The organism is Micromonospora chersina (genome assembly GCF_900091475.1).
Taxonomy (GTDB): Bacteria; Actinomycetota; Actinomycetes; order Mycobacteriales; family Micromonosporaceae; genus Micromonospora; species Micromonospora chersina.
On the sequence record NZ_FMIB01000002.1, the window covers coordinates 4,973,162 to 4,989,157 of the forward strand.

14 protein-coding genes and 1 pseudogene are annotated in these 15,996 nt (G+C 74.4%); 9 read left to right on the forward strand and 6 right to left on the reverse strand.

Translation table 11 applies throughout. From position 1 onward, the window contains the following. Nucleotide 1: 1 nt before the first annotated feature. The 4 genes and pseudogenes from GA0070603_RS23140 to GA0070603_RS23155 form a co-directional block, all read left to right on the forward strand. Nucleotides 2–877: a DUF3152 domain-containing protein gene (locus GA0070603_RS23140; RefSeq protein ID WP_091317782.1), complete on the forward strand. Its 876-nt coding sequence runs from the start codon at nt 2–4 to the stop codon at nt 875–877. A gap of 86 nt (nt 878–963) precedes the next feature. Continuing rightward, entirely contained in the window at nt 964–1,866 is a 903-nt protein-coding gene (locus GA0070603_RS23145; protein ID WP_244282591.1) for a DUF3152 domain-containing protein, read from the forward strand. Between the two features lie 41 nt (nt 1,867–1,907). Beyond that, nucleotides 1,908–3,155 (forward strand): adenylyltransferase/sulfurtransferase MoeZ, encoded by a 1,248-nt coding sequence (gene moeZ / locus GA0070603_RS23150; protein WP_208863068.1) that lies wholly within the window; start codon nt 1,908–1,910, stop codon nt 3,153–3,155. Nucleotides 3,156–3,227: 72 nt separating this feature from the next. Continuing rightward, nucleotides 3,228–4,097, forward strand: a pseudogene (locus tag GA0070603_RS23155) (prenyltransferase/squalene oxidase repeat-containing protein); the annotation flags it as partial. A gap of 220 nt (nt 4,098–4,317) precedes the next feature. Here the strand turns inward: GA0070603_RS23155 and GA0070603_RS23160 are convergent. After that, nucleotides 4,318–5,559, reverse strand: coding sequence for a glutamate-5-semialdehyde dehydrogenase (locus GA0070603_RS23160; RefSeq protein ID WP_091317784.1), 1,242 nt, complete (start codon nt 5,557–5,559; stop codon nt 4,318–4,320). Between the two features lie 11 nt (nt 5,560–5,570). After that, nucleotides 5,571–6,728, reverse strand: a complete 1,158-nt coding sequence (gene proB, locus GA0070603_RS23165) for a glutamate 5-kinase (protein WP_091317786.1) — start codon at nt 6,726–6,728, stop codon at nt 5,571–5,573. Between the two features lie 13 nt (nt 6,729–6,741). On the opposite strand from proB, the gene GA0070603_RS23170 reads away from it, so the two are divergent. From GA0070603_RS23170 to GA0070603_RS23180, 3 genes are read left to right on the forward strand one after another with little or no spacing between them, the layout of a single operon-like run. Beyond that, nucleotides 6,742–7,056: an MGMT family protein gene (locus tag GA0070603_RS23170; protein WP_091317788.1), complete on the forward strand. Its 315-nt coding sequence runs from the start codon at nt 6,742–6,744 to the stop codon at nt 7,054–7,056. 32 nt (nt 7,057–7,088) lie between these two features. Further along, nucleotides 7,089–8,471: an MFS transporter gene (locus tag GA0070603_RS23175; RefSeq protein WP_091317791.1), complete on the forward strand. Its 1,383-nt coding sequence runs from the start codon at nt 7,089–7,091 to the stop codon at nt 8,469–8,471. Nucleotides 8,472–8,498: 27 nt separating this feature from the next. Continuing rightward, nucleotides 8,499–9,971 carry a pyridoxal phosphate-dependent decarboxylase family protein gene (locus tag GA0070603_RS23180; protein WP_091317793.1) on the forward strand — a complete coding sequence of 491 codons (1,473 nt, stop codon included), beginning with the start codon at nt 8,499–8,501 and terminating at the stop codon, nt 9,969–9,971. A gap of 48 nt (nt 9,972–10,019) precedes the next feature. Here the strand turns inward: GA0070603_RS23180 and GA0070603_RS23185 are convergent, their stop codons facing one another. The 4 genes from GA0070603_RS23185 to GA0070603_RS23200 all read right to left on the reverse strand — a co-directional run bounded on the left by GA0070603_RS23185 (nt 10,020) and on the right by GA0070603_RS23200 (nt 13,928). Next, nucleotides 10,020–10,961, reverse strand: coding sequence for a hypothetical protein (locus tag GA0070603_RS23185; protein WP_244282593.1), 942 nt, complete (start codon nt 10,959–10,961; stop codon nt 10,020–10,022). A gap of 138 nt (nt 10,962–11,099) precedes the next feature. Further along, nucleotides 11,100–12,041 carry a hypothetical protein gene (locus GA0070603_RS23190; protein ID WP_091317795.1) on the reverse strand — a complete coding sequence of 314 codons (942 nt, stop codon included), beginning with the start codon at nt 12,039–12,041 and terminating at the stop codon, nt 11,100–11,102. 122 nt (nt 12,042–12,163) lie between these two features. After that, nucleotides 12,164–13,366 carry a hypothetical protein gene (locus GA0070603_RS23195; protein WP_091317798.1) on the reverse strand — a complete coding sequence of 401 codons (1,203 nt, stop codon included), beginning with the start codon at nt 13,364–13,366 and terminating at the stop codon, nt 12,164–12,166. Next, nucleotides 13,359–13,928, reverse strand: coding sequence for a SigE family RNA polymerase sigma factor (locus tag GA0070603_RS23200; protein ID WP_091317800.1), 570 nt, complete (start codon nt 13,926–13,928; stop codon nt 13,359–13,361). Before GA0070603_RS23200 ends, GA0070603_RS23195 begins: the two co-directional genes overlap by 8 nt. 136 nt (nt 13,929–14,064) lie before the next feature. Between GA0070603_RS23200 and GA0070603_RS23205 the strand changes: the two genes are divergently transcribed. Further along, complete coding sequence (locus tag GA0070603_RS23205; RefSeq protein ID WP_091317803.1) at nt 14,065–14,640, forward strand: NADH-quinone oxidoreductase subunit B; 576 nt, start codon at nt 14,065–14,067, stop codon at nt 14,638–14,640. Nucleotides 14,641–14,676: 36 nt separating this feature from the next. Next, nucleotides 14,677–15,993, forward strand: coding sequence for a DUF2252 domain-containing protein (locus tag GA0070603_RS23210; protein WP_091317805.1), 1,317 nt, complete (start codon nt 14,677–14,679; stop codon nt 15,991–15,993). The last annotated feature ends 3 nt before the right edge of the window (nt 15,994–15,996 follow it).

Consider the following 15,996-nt stretch of genomic DNA (forward strand, 5'->3'; position numbering starts at 1 on the left):
GATGCCCACCTCCGTCCGTCCGCGTGCCGCGCGGCCCGCCGCCCGGCCCGCCGGCCGCTGGCGTTCCGCCCTCGTGGTCTGCGCCTTCTTCGCCGCCGCCGCGGTCGGCATCGGCGTGGCCCTGCAGCTTCCGTCGGCCGAGGCGCTTGTCGAGGTCGGTTCGGCGGCCCGGTCGCCCGTGCCGGCAAGTGCGCCGCCGTCGGGCGCGTCGCCGACACCGTCGCCGTCGCCGTCGACGGCCCCGGTGTCGACCGCCCCGGTGGCGCCGGTGCTGAGCCTGCCCGGGCCGGTGCCCTCGCACGGGCGGGGGAGCTTCGGCTACGACGACCGGACCGGCGGGGTGCTGGGCCGGGCCGGGGTCCTGCGCCGGTTCCGGGTGGCGGTGGAGGACGGCTCCGGTGAGGACGTGCACGCCTTCGGCGACGCGGTGCAGCGGGCGCTGGCCGGGCCGGGGAGCTGGGTGGACGGTGGCCGGCTGCGGTTGCAGCGGGTCGGCCCGGGCAGCGCGTCCGACTTCACCATCTACCTGGCCACCCGGGACACGGCGGGCCGGCTCTGTGGCGCCGGGGGCATCAACATCCGGGTGGGCGGGGTGCCGTACACGTCCTGTCGGGTCACCGGCAAGGTGGTGATCAACCTGGACCGGTGGCGGACCTCGGCGCCGCACCTGGTGGCGGCGAAGCTGCCGCTGGACACCTACCGGCTCTACGTGATCAATCACGAGGTGGGCCACCAGTTGGGCCACCATCACGAGGCCTGCCCGGGGGCGGGCCGGCCGGCGCCGGTGATGCAGCAGCAGACGCTCTTCCTGAACGGCTGCCGGCCGAACCCGTGGCCGTACCTGTCCGGGAAGCGGTACACCGGTCCGGCGGTCTGAGGACCTGATCCTGGCGATGAGCAGTATTTCGCGCAAAGACCGGCGAAAAGAGCTAATTGCCCGAATTGCCATGGCACGCTGGTGTCATGACGTCGTCGTCCCCTTACGACCCGCCTGAGGATCCCGCGCCGGCCGGCGACCGCCCGTCGGCGCGGCTCGACTTCGACCGTCCGCCGACCCACCCCGGGACCCCGGCGCCGGCCCGTCCCGGCGTGCGCCGGATGCGGCGCCGCCGCCGGCGGGCCGTGCTGCTCCTGGCGGTGCTGCTCGCCGCGGGCGCCGGCGCGTTCGAGGCGACCCGGCTGGCCGGCCCGGACTGGCCGGTGCACCTGTCCACCCGGCATCCGCTGTCCGCCGCCGATCCGTCGCTGGCCAACGGCGCCGGCGCGGGGACCCGGACCGAGCCGCGCGGGTACCCCACGGCGGGCCCCGGCAGCTTCGCGGCCGCCGACGGCCGGTCACCCGTACGCGGCCACGACGGCCCGCTGCGCCGCTACCGGATCGAGGTCGAGCGGGACGCCGGGCAGGACGCGGACGAGTTCGCCGCCACCGTGGACGCGGTGCTCGGCGACCCGCGCAGCTGGATCGCCTCGGGGGAGCTCCGGGTGCAGCGGGTGCCCGAGGCGGCCGCCGCCGACTTCACCATCTACCTGGCCACCCCGGCCACCTCCGAGCGGATGTGCGCCGAGGGCGGCCTGAGCACCGAGCGGTACACCTCGTGCCGGCTGCCCGGACGGGTCGTCATCAACCTGGCCCGGTGGATGGAGGCGGTGCCCGACTACGGCGCCCCGCTGGAGGTGTACCGGACGTACGTGGTCAACCACGAGGTCGGACACGAGCTCGGCGAGCTGCACCAGGCGTGCCCCGGGCCCGGCGAGCCGGCGCCGGTGATGCAGCAGCAGACGTACGGGCTGGACGGCTGCGTGGCGAACGCCTGGCCGTACGTCGACGGGGTCCGCTACTCCGGCGAGCCGACCGACGGGGTCTGAGTTATTCCCGCTCCCGCATGTCGGGCGACGTGGCCCTCATCATGGCCGATCCCTACCGGGGCGAGCGACAATGGCGCGGTCCCACCGCCGATCCCGGGGAGTCCACCGTGTCGTTGCCCCCGCTCGTCGAGCCCGCCGCCGAGCTGACCGTAGACGAGATCCGTCGCTACTCGCGCCACCTGATCATTCCGGACGTCGGGGTGGAGGGGCAGAAGCGGCTGAAGAACGCCCGGGTGCTCTGCGTCGGCGCCGGCGGTCTCGGCTCGCCGGCCCTCATGTACCTCGCCGCCGCGGGTGTCGGCACCCTCGGCATCATCGACTTCGACACCGTCGACGAGTCCAACCTCCAGCGCCAGATCATCCACGGCGTCTCCGACGTGGGCCGGTCCAAGGCCGAGTCCGCCGCCGCCTCGATCCGCGAGATCAACCCGCTGGTCAACGTGGAGATCCACAACACCGCGCTGGACCGGGACAACGTCCGGGAGATCTTCTCCGGCTACGACCTGATCGTCGACGGCACCGACAACTTCGCCACCCGCTACATGGTCAACGACGCGGCCGTGCTGCTCGGCAAGCCGTACGTCTGGGGTTCGATCTACCGGTTCGACGGCCAGGCATCGGTGTTCTGGGCCGAGCACGGCCCCTGCTACCGCTGCCTCTACCCGGAGCCCCCGCCGCCCGGCATGGTCCCCTCCTGCGCCGAGGGTGGCGTGCTCGGCGTGCTCTGCGCGTCCATCGGGTCGATCCAGGTCAACGAGGCGATCAAGCTGCTGGCCGGCATCGGCGAGCCGCTGGTCGGCCGGCTGATGGTCTACGACGCCCTGGAGATGAGCTACCGCAAGATCAAGGTTCGCAAGGACCCGAACTGCGTGCTCTGCGGCGAGAACCCCACGGTCACCGACCTGCTGGAGGACTACGAGGACTTCTGCGGCGCGGTCTCCGACGAGGCGCAGGAGGCGGTGGTCGACTCGACCATCACCGCCCTGGAGCTGAAGGAGTGGCAGGACGCCGGCAAGGACATCTTCCTGGTCGACGTCCGCGAGCCGGCCGAGTACGAGATCGTCCGGATCCCCGGCGCCACCCTGATCCCCAAGGGCGAGATCATCTCGGGCGACGCGCTGGCGAGGCTCCCGCAGGACAAGCAGATCGTGCTGCACTGCAAGTCCGGCGTCCGCTCCGCCGAGGCGCTCGCCGCGCTGAAGGCGGCCGGCTTCCGGGACGCCGTCCACGTCCAGGGCGGGGTGCTCTCCTGGATCAAGCAGATCGACCCGTCGCTGCCCGCGTACTGAGGTCGGAGTCGTCGGGCCCTCCCGGTGTGCCGGGAGGGCCCTTCGTCATACCGCCGGTGGGCCGGGCCACCCCTGGCCGAGCTACCGAGGCGTAACCACGTTTGCGCCGGTAGCGTGACTGCCGTGGTGGATCTGGACGCGGCGATCGGGTTCGTCGTGGCGCACGGCGACGCGGTGGACCGCGCCCGCCTCTCCCGGCTGCGCACCGGCACCCCGGTGCCGCCCGAGCTGCTCGACGCGGCCGAGTCCGGGCAGGCGCCCGGCGGCGGCTGGCCCGCCGTGCTCGACGGCGAGGTCGCCTCGGTCGACGCGACCTGCTACCGCCTGGCCGAGCTGGACGACCTCGGTGCGCTGGGCCGCCCAGCCGCCCGGCACGCCCTGGACTGGTTGGCCGCCCGGCAGCTCGCCGACGGCGGGTGGGACGAGGACCCGTCGCTGGCCGGGTTCGCCCCCGAGTGGGCCACCCCGGGCGACCCGGAGGCGCGGCTGTTCCTGACCGCCAACGCCGGGTTCTGGCTCACCGTGGCCGGGCTGGACGCCCGCGCCGCCGGCCCGCTCGACCACCGGGTCGGCGGGGCGTACGCGGGCGTGGTGCAGGCGGCCGCCCAGGCGCTCGCCGCCCAGCTCGCGCCCGACGGGAGCTGGCCGTCCTTCCTGCCGGCCGGCTGGCTCGCCGCGGCCGTGCTGCACCGCCAGCAGATGTACTACGAGTCGGCCCGGATCCAGGCGGTGCTGGCCGACCGCATCCCGCAGATGTCCCCGGCCGACGTGGCCTGGCTCGCCGCCACGCTGCGCCGGGTCGACGTGGGCGAGGAGCAGTGGCTGCTGGTCTCGGCCCGCCGGCGGCTGGCCGAGACCCAGCGCAGCGACGGCGGCTGGGACAGCGACGACGGCCACCAGTTCGACGTGCACACCACGCTGCGGGCGATCCGCGCCTGCCGCCCGACGGCGCCCGAGGCGCCGGTCTCCGGTGCGCCGTTCGTCGCGCCGCAGCCGGCCGCGCTGCCCTCCCCGCCGCTGGTGCCCGCGCCGCGCCCGGTGCCCCCGGGCGAACTGGTCCTGCCGCCCGTCGTGCCGCTGCCGAGGCCGGCCCCGCCGTCCGCTCCGCCACCGGAGTCGGCGCCGCCGGAGCCGGCCGCCCCCACCGCCTGAGGCGACCGGGTCAGCGCCGGTGGCCGTCGCCGGTGACCACGTACTTGGTGCTGGTCAGCTCGGGCAGCCCCATGGGGCCGCGGGCGTGCAGCTTCTGGGTGGAGATGCCGATCTCGGCGCCGAAGCCGAACTCGCCGCCGTCGGTGAACCGGGTCGAGGCGTTCACCATCACGGCGGCGGCGTCCACCCGGGCCACGAACTCGCGGGCCGCCGGCTGGGAGTCGGTGACGATCGCCTCGGTGTGCCCGGTGCCGTGCCGCCGGATGTGCGCGACGGCCGCGTCCAGCGAGTCGACCACCGCGACCGAGATGTCGGCGGAGAGGTATTCCGTGTCGAAGTCCTCCTCGGTGGCCGGCACCACCGCGTCGGAGTAGGCCGCCACCCGCGCGTCGCCGTGCACTGTCACCCCGGCGTCGGCGAAGGCGGCAAGCACGGCCGGCAGGAAGTCGTCCGCGATGTCCGCGTGCACCAGCAACGACTCGGCCGTGTTGCAGGTCGAGAGGCGCTGGGTCTTCGAGTTCAGGGTGACCGCCACGGCCTTGGCCAGGTCGGCGGCGGCGTCCACGTAGACGTGGCAGTTGCCCACCCCGGTCTCGATCACCGGCACGGTGGACTCCTCGACGACGGTGCGGATCAGCGACGCGCCGCCGCGCGGGATCAGCACGTCGACCAGGCCGCGGGCGCGCATCAGCTCCTTTACCGAGTCGCGGGTGCTGGAGTCGAGGAGCTGCACCGCGTCGGCCGGCAGGCCGGCGCCGGCGACGGCGTCGCGGAGCACCGCGACCAGGGCGGCGTTGGAGTGGGCCGCCGAGGAGGAGCCGCGCAGCAGCGCCGCGTTGCCGGACTTCAGGCAGATCCCGGCCGCGTCGACTGTCACGTTGGGGCGGCCCTCGTAGATGATGCCGACCACCCCGAACGGCACCCTGACCTGGCGCAGCTCCAGCCCGTTGGGCAGGGTCGCGCCGCGGACCACCTCGCCGACGGGGTCGGGCAGCGCGGCCATCTGGCGCAGCGCGTCGGCGATGGCGGCCACCCGGCCCTCGTCGAGGGCCAGCCGGTCCAGCACGGCCGCGCTCAGCCCGGCCTCCCGTCCGGCCGCCAGGTCCGCCGCGTTCGCGGTCAGGATCTCCGGGGTACGCGCCACCAGCGCGTCGGCCATCGCCCGCAACGCGGCGTCCTTGACCGTGCGGGTGGTGACCGCGAGGGCCTCCGCCGCGCTCCGGGCCCGGCGGGCCTGCTCGACGACGCTCATGCCAGCACTCCTCACAGCAGTACGAGGTCGTCGCGGTGGACGACCTCCCGTTCGTACGCCGGGCCGAGCGCCGCGGCGAGTTCCGTGGTGGAGCGGCCGAGCAGCCCGGGCAGCTCGACCGCGTCGTAGTTGACCAGCCCGCGGGCGACCGGTGCGCCCTCGGTGTCGACCAGGTCCACCGGGTCCCCGGCGGTGAACGCGCCGTCCACCGCGGTGATCCCGGCCGGGAGCAGCGACTTGCGCCGGCCCACCACCGCCTGCACCGCGCCCGGGTCGAGGTGCAGCCGGCCGCGTGGCGCGGTGGCGTGCGCCAGCCAGAAGAGGCGGGCGGCGGGGCGCCGGCTGCTCGGGTGGAAGAAGGTGCCTACCGGCTCGCCGGCCAGCGCCGGCGCGGCCAGCGGCGCGGCCGTGAGCACCACGGGGATGCCGAAGCCGGTGGCGATCCGGGCAGCCTCGACCTTGGTGACCATGCCGCCGGTGCCCACGCCGGCCCGGCCGGCCCCGCCGATGTCGACGCCGGCCAGGTCGCCCTCGCCGTGCACCTCGGTGATCCGGGTGCTGCCGGCGCGGGCCGGGTCGCCGGTCCAGAGGGCGTCCACGTCCGACAGCAGCACCAGCAGGTCGGCGTCGACCAGGGCGGCGACAAGCGCGGCCAGCCGGTCGTTGTCGCCGAACCGGATCTCCTCGGTGGCCACCGTGTCGTTCTCGTTGACGATCGGCACGGCCCGCAGGTCGAGCAGCTTGCGCAGGGTCCGGTACGCGTTGCGGTAGTGCGCTCGCCGGGTCACGTCGTCGACGGTGAGCAGCACCTGCCCGACGGTCAGCCGGTGCCGGGCGAAGGCCGCCGCGTACCGGCCGATGAGCAGGCCCTGCCCGACGCTGGCGGCGGCCTGCTGGGTGGCCAGGTCGCGGGGGCGCCGGGGCAGCCCGAGCGGGGCCAGGCCGGCGGCGATCGCGCCGGAGGACACCAGCACCACCTCGCGCCCGGCGGCGGCCAGCGCGCCGAGCGGGTCGACGAGCGCGTCGACGCGGGTGTCGTCCAGGCCGCCCGCCGGGGTGGTCAGCGAGGACGAGCCGATCTTGACGACGATCCGGCGGGCCGAGGTGACTGCTTCGCGCACCGGACCATTCTGCGCGCTGCGGTCCGCCGCACCTCGGCGCGTTCCCATATCGTGGCAGCCCGTGACACCTGACGAGTACGTCGAGGCGGTGCTGGACCTGGTCGAGCGGATCCCGCCCGGCCGGGTGATGTCGTACGGGGCGGTGGCCGACGCCCTCGCGGACCGGTCGGGGCGGGCCTCGGCCCGGCTGGTCGGTTCGATCATGGCCCGGCACGGGGGCGGGGTGCCCTGGCACCGGGTGGTGAACTCGGCCGGCCGGCTGCCACCGGGGCACGAGGTGGAGGCGCGGGCGCGGCTGCGTGCCGAGGGCTGCCCGCTGCGTCCCGCCGGGGTGGACATGGCGGCGGCCGCCTGGTCGCCCGACGAGGGGATGTGACCGCCGACATAACGTGAGTAGCATTCGGCTCCATGACAGGAACGGGCGGGAGCCTGCCTCGCCGGGTGCACGCCGGATACGCGCTGGGCTCGCTGGTCACCGGCGCGTTCGGGACGGTGCCGGGGCTGCTCCTGCTGCCGTACCTCACCGACACGCTGGGCGTCGCGGCCGGGGTGGCCGCCCTGCTCGTGCTCCTGCCGAAGGCGTGGGACGTGCTGGTGAACCCGGTCGCCGGGCGGATCTCCGACCGGACCCGGTCCCGGTGGGGCGCGCGCCGGCCGTACCTGCTCGGTGGCGGGCTGGCGCTGGCCGTGCTCTTCGCCGCGATCTTCGCGGCGCCGTTCGGCGCCGGACCGGCCGCCGGGACGTACGTGGCCCTGGCGTTCCTGGCCACCGCGACGGCGTTCGCCTTCTTCCAGGTGCCCTACGTGGCGATGCCCGCCGAGCTGACCGACGACCCGGCGGAGCGTACCCGGCTGATGAGCTGGCGGATCGCGGTGCTGGCGCTGGCCATCCTGGTCTCCGGGGCGGTGGCCCCGGCCGTGGTGACCGCCGGCGGCGACGGCGTGCCCGGGCACCGCTGGATGGGCCTGTTCGTGGCGGCGCTCATCGTGGCCGGCACGGTCGGCGCGTTCCTCGGCACCCGGTCCGCGCCGGCCGGCACGGTGGGGGAGAGCGAGCCGAGCCTGCGCGCCCAACTCGCCGTCGCCGGCCGGAACCGGCCGTTCCGGGCGCTGCTGGTCTGCTTCGTGATCCAGTCCGCCGGTGTCGCCACCGTGCTGGCCGGCGTGAAGTACTTCGCCGACCAGGTGCTCCGCGCCCCGGACAGCGGGCCGACGCTGCTCTTCGCCTGCTTCGTCGGCCCGGCGCTGCTGGTCATGCCGCTGTGGACCCGGGCCGGCGCCCGGCTCGGCAAGCGCGCCGCGCTGGTCGCCGCGTCGCTGCTCTTCGCGGCCGGCGCGCTCGCCCTTGTCGCGTCCCCGGCGCTGCCGGCCGCCGGGGTGTACGCGGTGGTCGCGCTGATCGGCGTCGGCTACGCCGGCCAGCAGGTCTTCGCGCTGGCCATGCTGCCGGACTGCATCGCCTACGACACCGCGCGCACCGGCCGCCGGCAGGCCGGCGTGTTCACCGGGCTGTGGACCGCCGGGGAGACCTTCGGCCTGGCCCTCGGCCCCGGCATCTACGGCCTGGTCCTCCAGCTCTCCGGCTACGTCAGCTCGTCCACCGGCGTCGCGGCGGACCAGTCGGCGACCGCCCGGCTCGGCGTGCTGCTCGGCTTCACCGTCCTGCCGGCGCTGCTCGTCGCCGCCCCGGTGGCGCTGCTGCGCGGCTACACCCTGACCCCGGCCGACCTGGCCGCCGTCGCCCCCGGTTCCGACGACCAGGGATTCGTGGTCGCGGATGAGAGCCGCTGACCGTCACAGAGAGGGCACCACACGTCCATGATCGACGAAACGACGGGCGCGCTGCCTGTCGAGGGGATGCCTGCCGCGCGGGTGCTCGACGAGATCCGGGCCCTGCGGGCGGCCGACCGTCCGACCCACGGCGGGCGGCTGTTCGCCTACGTCTACGACCCCGGGGTGGCCGGGCTGGACGAGCTGGCGCAGGCCGCGTACGCCGAGAGCGCGCACGTCAACGGCCTCGACCCCACCGCCTTCCCGTCGCTGCTGGCCATGGAGAACGCGCTGGTCGGGGCGGCCGCCCGGCTGCTCGGCGGCGGACCCGGCACGTCCGCGCCGGACGTGGTCGGCAGCGTCACCAGCGGCGGCACCGAGTCGCTGATCCTGGCCGTCAAGGCGGCCCGGGACGCCCGGCCCGACCTCACCGAGCCGCGGATCGTGGTGCCGGTCAGCGGGCACGCCGCCTTCGCCAAGGCGGCCCACTACCTGCGGGTGGCCCTCGACCCGGTGCCGGTGGACCCGGTGACCCTGCGTCCGGCTCCCGCCGACGTGGCCGCCGCGATCCGCCCCGAGACCGTGCTGGTGGTCGCCTCCGCCCCGTCGTACGCGCACGGCGTGATCGACCCGGTGGCGGAGATCGCGGCCGGGGCGGCGGCGGCCGGGGTGCGCTGCCACGTGGACGCCTGCTTCGGCGGCTGGACGCTGCCCTGGCTGCGCCGGCTCGGCGCGCCGGTGCCCCCGTTCGACTTCGCCGTGCCCGGGGTCACCTCGATCTCGGTCGACCTGCACAAGTACGCGTACGCGCCGAAGGGCGTGTCGGTGCTGCTGCACCGGGATCCGGGGCTGCGCGCGCCGCAGTTCTTCGCGTACGCGGACTGGCCCGGCTACACGATGGTCAACCCGGTGATCGCGTCGACCCGGTCGGGCGGGCCGATCGCGGCCGCGTACGCCACCCTGCGGCACCTCGGCGAGGACGGCTACCTGCGGCTGGCCGCGGTGACCCGTGACGCGGTCGCCGGGCTGGCCGACGCGGTCCGCGCGGTCGACGGGCTGCGGCTGCTGGCCGAGCCGGAGTCGACGGTGGTCTGCTTCACCGCCGACGACCCGGGGCTGGACCTGTTCGTGCTGGTGGACGAGCTGACCGCCCGGGGCTGGCACACCCAGCCGCAGCTCACGTACGCGGGCCTGCCGGCCAGCGTGCACCTCACGGTCACCGCGGCGGTGGCCCCGCGGGTGCCCGAGTTCGGCCCGGCGCTGGCCGAGGCGGCGGCGGCCGCCCGGGCGGCCGGGCCGGTCGTGCTGCCGCCGGAACTGCTGGCGCTCGCCGGCAGCCTCACCCCGGAGGCGCTCACCCCCGACCTGATCGCCGGGCTCTCCGCCGGCCTCGGACTCGGCGCGGGACCGGCGCCGGACCGGATGGCGGCGGTGAACACGCTGCTCCAGGCGGCCCCGGTCCGGCTGCGGGAGCGGCTGCTCGTGGAGTTCGTCGGGCTGCTCCAGCGCCCGACCTGGTGAGCACGGCGAGGGCCCGGAACCCCGCGGTCCCGGGCCCTCGCGGACAGGTCAGCTCGCGTCGGCCGTCACGGTGAACGAGGCGGTGTTGTCCGCCGGGTCGACGTCCTGCACGTCCTCGCAGTAGCAGAAGCTCGACATCGCCGTGTACGACCCGGTGCCCAGCACGCCGCCCGGAGTGCCGGCCGGAGCGCTCAGGATGACGTCGAAGGTGCGCTCCTCGCCGGGCATGAACCGCTCGCCCGGCACGCTGAAGCCGAGGTCCCAGCTCGGCATGTCCTGGGGTTCGATGTGGTTGACGACCACCCCGGCGGGCAGGGTCGCCGAGACGTTGACGCCGTACGACGGGGCGTCGTTGCCGTAGCGCACGGTCAGCGGCATCCGCCCCTCCAGGCTCCCGTCGGCGAGCCGGTGCAGGGTGACCGCGCCGGTGGTGGCCCGGATGTCGCTCTTCGTCGCCTGCACGTAGGGCTGCGGCTTCTTCAGGCTGCCGGTGGTGGAGCGGAAGACGGTGCTGATCGTCGCGCTGGCGGCGGGCTCGCCGGTGTCGCCGAGCACGCTGATCTGGCTGTCGGCGGCGGTCATCGCGTACTTCCGCGGGGTCGTCCAGGCGTGGAAGCCGAAGGTGTAGGTCTGGCTGGCGCCCGGCTCGATCGTCTCCCCGACGCACTCGATCCGCATCCGGTTCGCGGAGAGCCCCTGGTAGAGGCAGGGGCCGCCGGGGGTGACGCTGTCGAACGAGGCGCCGACCGGCTCGACGAAGTCGAGCGACGGGTAGTCGGCGGTGGTGCCGTTGTTGGTGACGGTCACGGCGAAGGTGCCGGCGTACCCCTTGGTGGTGGGGTTGAGCACCAGCCGCTCGGCGGTGATCGACCAGGGGCCGTCGGCCTCGGCGGGCGCGGCGGCGGCGGGCGCTCCGGCGGCGAGCAGCGCCAGCGCGGAACCCAGCAGGCCGGCGGCGACCCGCCGGCCGGTGGACGTGGTGATGGACATGGTTGTTCCTCCCCGTTGGGCGACGAGCCCGCCGGCTCCGGCGGGCGTCGATGGGCACGATATCGACGGGCCGGCATGGCGACGGCCCGGTGGGACGAAACGGACCCGGCGCGACCGCGCCGGGTCCGTCGTCGCCGGTCAGCTCGCGTCGACCGCGGTCACCGCGAAGGAGGTGCTGTTGTCGGCCGGGTCCACGTCCTGCGGCGGGTCGGCCGCCCAGAAGTAGCTCCCGGCCACGGTGAACGTGCCGGTGCCCAGCTCACCGGCCGGCGTGCCGACGGGCGCGCTGAGGAACACGTCGAAGGTCCGCTCCTCGCCCGGCATGAACCGGCCGCCGGGCACGGTGAACCAGTTCGGGAAGCTCGGCATGTCCTGCGGCTCGATGTGGTGGACGTCCACCCCGGACGGCAGGGCCGCCTCCACGTTGAGCGAGAAGGTCGGGGCGTCGTTGCCGTAGCGCACGGTGACCGGCATCCGCCCGAGCAGGCTGCCGTCCGGCTGCCGGTTGAGCGTCACCGCGCCGCCCCGGATGCTCAGGTCGGTCTCGGTGGCCTGCACGTACGGCCGCGGCTTCCGCAGGCTGCCCGTGGTGGAACGGAAGAGGGTGGTGAAGCCGGTGGCGTCCGCGGCCCGGTCGGCACCCGCCGGGACCACCTCGATCCGCCCGCCGTCGGCGACCATCGGGTAGTCCCGGGTGGTGGTCCAGACGTGGAAGCCGAGCCGGAAGGTGGTGCTCCGCCCAGCCTCGATCTGGTCACCCATGCAGCTGATGACCAGCCGGTTCTCCACGAGCCGGTCGTAGAGACAGGCGCCGCCGGGCTCGATGGTGGCGAACGAGGCGCTGGCCGGCTCGGTGATCACCAGGTTCACCGACGTCGCTGTCGGCTTCCGGTTGGTCACCGTCGCGGCGAGCGTCCCGACGTACCCCTGGTCGGTCGGCTCCAGGACGAGCCGCTGGGCCGTGACGTCGATGCCGCCGCTGGTCGCGTCCGGTGCCGCGGCGGCCGGTGCGGCCAGGGTGAGCAGGGCGGCGGCCCCACCGAGCAGCGCGGTGGCGACCCGTGTCGTACGTGTGGTCATGCTGGTCCTCCCGTGAATCCCCGTTGGTGGACGGCGGCGCTTCCGCCGGTCCGATGCCTGTGACACGTCCGGTTCGGACGGTCGGTTGCGGCATGCTCTGTCGCGAAGGCGACGCGGCGGCTCTAGCCGGCCGTGCGCAGCTCGACCTGGTTGTCCTTGAACTTCAGGTCGCCCCACCACCGCTCCTGCGGGTCGTAGTGGATGACCCGCAGGGTCGGCCGGCTGTCCGCCATTTCCGGCGGGTCGTAGCGGAAAGTGAAGGTGTACGTCTTCCGCTTCCCGGCTGCCAGGGCGTCAAGGACGCAGGCGTCTCCCCCGTCCGACCGCACCGCCCGGCACCGGCTCAGGTCCCCGCCCGCCGGCTCGCCGATGGTGAAGAAGTCGGAGAAGCCGAGCAGGGGCACGTCCACCGGTCCCTTGTTCACCACCGTGACGGTCACCGTGGCGGTGCGGTTGCCCTTCGTGTCCGCCGGCCCGACGACCAGGTCGCCGGCCGTGAGGGTGAGGTCGGTCAGGCGGGGGTCGACCCCGAACTTCGTCGGCCCGGCCGTCTGGGTGAACCGCTCGCCGGTCCAGGCGTACGTCCGCCACTGCCGCTGCGGCGACCACTTCGGCGTGCTGCAACACGGCTGGATGTCGGCCACGTACGCGCGGATCCTCCCGTCGTCCTGCACCGAGAAGTCCGTGATGTCGCCCATCCCGTCGTGGGTGCCGACCACCAGGCCCATGGTGACGATCCGGCCGGCGTCGTCCCGGTCGAAGGCCAGCACCTGCTTCTCCGAGGCCTCGCCGTAGCGGCACGCGACCAGGGCCACCGTCTCGGTGGCGCCGTCGCCGTCTAGGTCGCCGTAGCGGGGATCGGCCAGCAGCCTCGGCACGGAGCCCGACTCCGCCTCGGACCGGAGCCGGACGTTGTCGCTGACGCAGGTCTTCGGGGCGTACCCGGGCCAGGTCGGCAGGTCCAGCCGGGCGGCGAGCAGTTGGGACCGGGTGATCCGCCCGTCCGGGGCGGCCGGGGTGGTGCTGGCCGTGCTCGGCGTCGGTGGCGGCGGGGTCGGCGAGGCGGTCGTCTCCGACGGGCTCGGGGTGGCGGTCTGCGCCGGACCCGGCCTCGGGTCGGGACGTCGGTTCAGTGCGGCGTTCGCGCCCACCGGGATGGCCACGGCGAGCACCACGGCCGCCGCGGTGACCACCGCGGTACGGCGGCGCCGGCGGCGGACGGTCTCCCGCACCGCCGTCGTCCCGGCCGGGTGCACCGCCGGGGCGTACGCCTCGCGGAACGCGGCGAACTCGCCGCTGACCAGGATGTCCTCAAGCTCAGTCATGGTGGTTCACCTCGTTCGTGGTGGCGAGCTGGGCCGCCAGCGCGGCCCGGCCCCGGTGCAGCCAGGACTTGACCGTGCCCTCCGGCACCCCCTCCTGCTCCGCGATCTGCACGACCGTGAGATCGGCCAGGTAGTGCAGCACCACGGCGCGGCGCTGGACGGCCGGCAACTGGGCCAGCGCGGCGGTCAGCGCCACCCGGTCCGGGCCCGGACCCGGCACGTGCTCCTCGCGCTGCCGGTGCAGCCAGGACTGGGCCGTCCGCAGCCGCCGCCAGCGGCTCGTGGCCAGGTTCCAGGCGACCCGGCGCACCCAGGCCACCGGGTCGTCGTAGCGGGACACCCGCGACCAGCGGGCGAACGCCCGGCAGAACGCCTCCTGCACCAGGTCCTGCGCCTGCGACAGGTCGCCGCAGTAGGCGGCGAGCTGGAGCGTCAGGGACCGGAAGTGCGCATGGTAGAGCCCGTCGAAGTCGACCGCCTCGCCCCGGCCCGGGTGTTCCGGCCGGTCCGCTGTCCCCCCGGGTGGCGGCTCGCCGAGCCGTGGCTCCCTCGTCACCGTCATCTGTTCCTCCCCGTGCACGTGCCGCCGGCGCGGTCACGTCCGTCACACGCCCTGACGCCGGCCCCGGTTGCGCCGGTTGCCGTCCCGGGCGCTGTGGTTGACTGTCAACTCGAAGACAGGCGAGGGGAGGCGCGAGGTGCAGTTGCCGGCCGTGCTCGGCGAGCCGATCCGGTTCGTGCTGAACTGGGGCCGCCGCTACTCCCTCTGGGTGTTCAACTTCGGGCTGGCCTGCTGCGCCATCGAGTTCATCGCCACCAGCATGGGCCGGCACGACTTCATGCGGCTCGGCGTGATCCCGTTCGCCCACGGTCCCCGCCAGGCCGACCTCATGGTGGTCTCCGGGACGGTCACCGACAAGATGGCCCCGGCCATCAAGCGGCTCTACGACCAGATGCCCGAACCGAAGTACGTCATCTCGTTCGGCGCCTGCTCCAACTGCGGCGGGCCCTACTGGGACTCCTACTCGGTGACCAAGGGCGTCGACCAGCTCATCCCCGTCGACGTCTACGTGCCCGGCTGCCCGCCCCGCCCGGAGGCGCTGCTGCACGGCATCCTCCGCCTCCAGGAGAAGATCGCCGCCGAGGAGTCCGGCGTCGGCGGGGTGCCGCGCCCCGACCGGCTCGCCCCGCCGGTCGACCCGCGGCCCGCGGAGAGCACCCCCCGGCCCGTGGAATCCCTCACCGCGCCACCGGTACGTCCCCCGGCCGGCTGAGCCGCGAGGTGGCGGCCGAGGTCTAGCCTGCGGACCATGACCCAGTCCGCGGACAAGCGTTCCGCCTTCATCGTCGACGTGCTCACCGAGGAGTTCGGCGCGTCGATGGCGATCGACCCGGCGGCGTTCCGCCGCAAGTTCCGCAAGATGGCCGCCTCGCCGTTCGCCTTCTACCGGGGCAGCGCCTCGCTCTTCTACGCCGACCAGCGCGGCGACTTCGCCAGCGACCGGTTCCTCGACGAGCGGACCAGCCGGGTGTGGATCCACGGCGACCTGCACGCCGAGAACTTCGGCACCTACATGAACGCCTCCGGGCAGCTCGTGTTCAACGTCAACGACTTCGACGAGGCGTACGTCGGGCCGTTCTCCTGGGATTTGAAGCGCTTCGCCGCCAGCGTGGCCCTGCTCGGCTACGCCAAGGCGCTCTCCGACCGGGTGATCGGCGAGCTGGTGGCCGGCTTCGCCCGGTCGTACCTGGCCGAGCTGCGGGCCATCGCGGCCGGCGGCGACGACGCGATCGGCTCGATCACCCTGGACAACGCCGACGGCGTGCTGCGCCGGGTGCTCCAGCAGGCCCGGCTGAACACCCGGGTCGACCTGCTCGCGACGCAGACCACGATCGACAACTACGAGCGGCGGTTCTCGCTGGGCGACGGGGTCTACGAGGTCGACGCCGCGACCCGGGAGCAGGTCTGCGCCGCCTTCCAGGACTACCTGGGCACGCTGCCGGAGGGGAGCGCCCGGCTCCGCCCGGTGGCCGCGAACATCAAGGACGTGGTGCTGCGCAAGGGCGTGGGCATCGGCTCGGCCGGGCTGCCCTCGTACAACCTGCTCCTGGAGGGCCACACCCAGGCGCTGGAGAACGACGTCGTCATCTACATGAAGCAGGCCCAGGTGCCGGCGGTGGCGCGGCACATCGACGACGAGCGGGTCCGCTCGTACTTCCGGCACCAGGGGCACCGTACCGCCGAGTCGCAGCGCGCGTTGCAGGCGCACGCCGACCCGTGGCTGGGCTTCACCGAGCTGGACGGCGCCGGCCAGCTCGTCGCCGAGGTCTCCCCGTACGCGGCCGACCTCGACTGGGCCGACGTCAACGAGCCCGAGGAGCTCGGCGGGGTGCTCACCGACCTCGGCCGGGCGGTGGCGCGGATGCACTCGGTGGCCGACGACGAGTCCAGCCACGACCTGGTGGACTACTCCACCGAGGAGGCGATCGTCGCGGTCGTGGACGCCGACGCGGACAGTTTCGTCGACTACCTGATCGACTTCGCGCACACCTACGGCATCCGGGCCCGCGAGGACCACCAGCTCTTCGTGGACCTGTTCCGCAACGGCCGGCTGCCCGGCATCTGAGGC

Coding starts and splice junctions, on each gene's coding strand:
- GA0070603_RS23140 (WP_091317782.1), top strand. CDS start 2: ATGCCCACCTCCGTCCGTCCGCGTGCCGCGCGGCCCGCCGCCCGGCCC.
- GA0070603_RS23145 (WP_244282591.1), top strand. CDS start 964: ATGACGTCGTCGTCCCCTTACGACCCGCCTGAGGATCCCGCGCCGGCC.
- moeZ (WP_208863068.1), top strand. CDS start 1,908: ATGGCCGATCCCTACCGGGGCGAGCGACAATGGCGCGGTCCCACCGCC.
- GA0070603_RS23160 (WP_091317784.1), bottom strand. CDS start 5,559: ATGAGCGTCGTCGAGCAGGCCCGCCGGGCCCGGAGCGCGGCGGAGGCC.
- proB (WP_091317786.1), bottom strand. CDS start 6,728: ATGGGAACGCGCCGAGGTGCGGCGGACCGCAGCGCGCAGAATGGTCCG.
- GA0070603_RS23175 (WP_091317791.1), top strand. CDS start 7,089: ATGACAGGAACGGGCGGGAGCCTGCCTCGCCGGGTGCACGCCGGATAC.
- GA0070603_RS23180 (WP_091317793.1), top strand. CDS start 8,499: ATGATCGACGAAACGACGGGCGCGCTGCCTGTCGAGGGGATGCCTGCC.
- GA0070603_RS23185 (WP_244282593.1), bottom strand. CDS start 10,961: ATGTCCATCACCACGTCCACCGGCCGGCGGGTCGCCGCCGGCCTGCTG.
- GA0070603_RS23190 (WP_091317795.1), bottom strand. CDS start 12,041: ATGACCACACGTACGACACGGGTCGCCACCGCGCTGCTCGGTGGGGCC.
- GA0070603_RS23195 (WP_091317798.1), bottom strand. CDS start 13,366: ATGACTGAGCTTGAGGACATCCTGGTCAGCGGCGAGTTCGCCGCGTTC.
- GA0070603_RS23200 (WP_091317800.1), bottom strand. CDS start 13,928: ATGACGGTGACGAGGGAGCCACGGCTCGGCGAGCCGCCACCCGGGGGG.
- GA0070603_RS23210 (WP_091317805.1), top strand. CDS start 14,677: ATGACCCAGTCCGCGGACAAGCGTTCCGCCTTCATCGTCGACGTGCTC.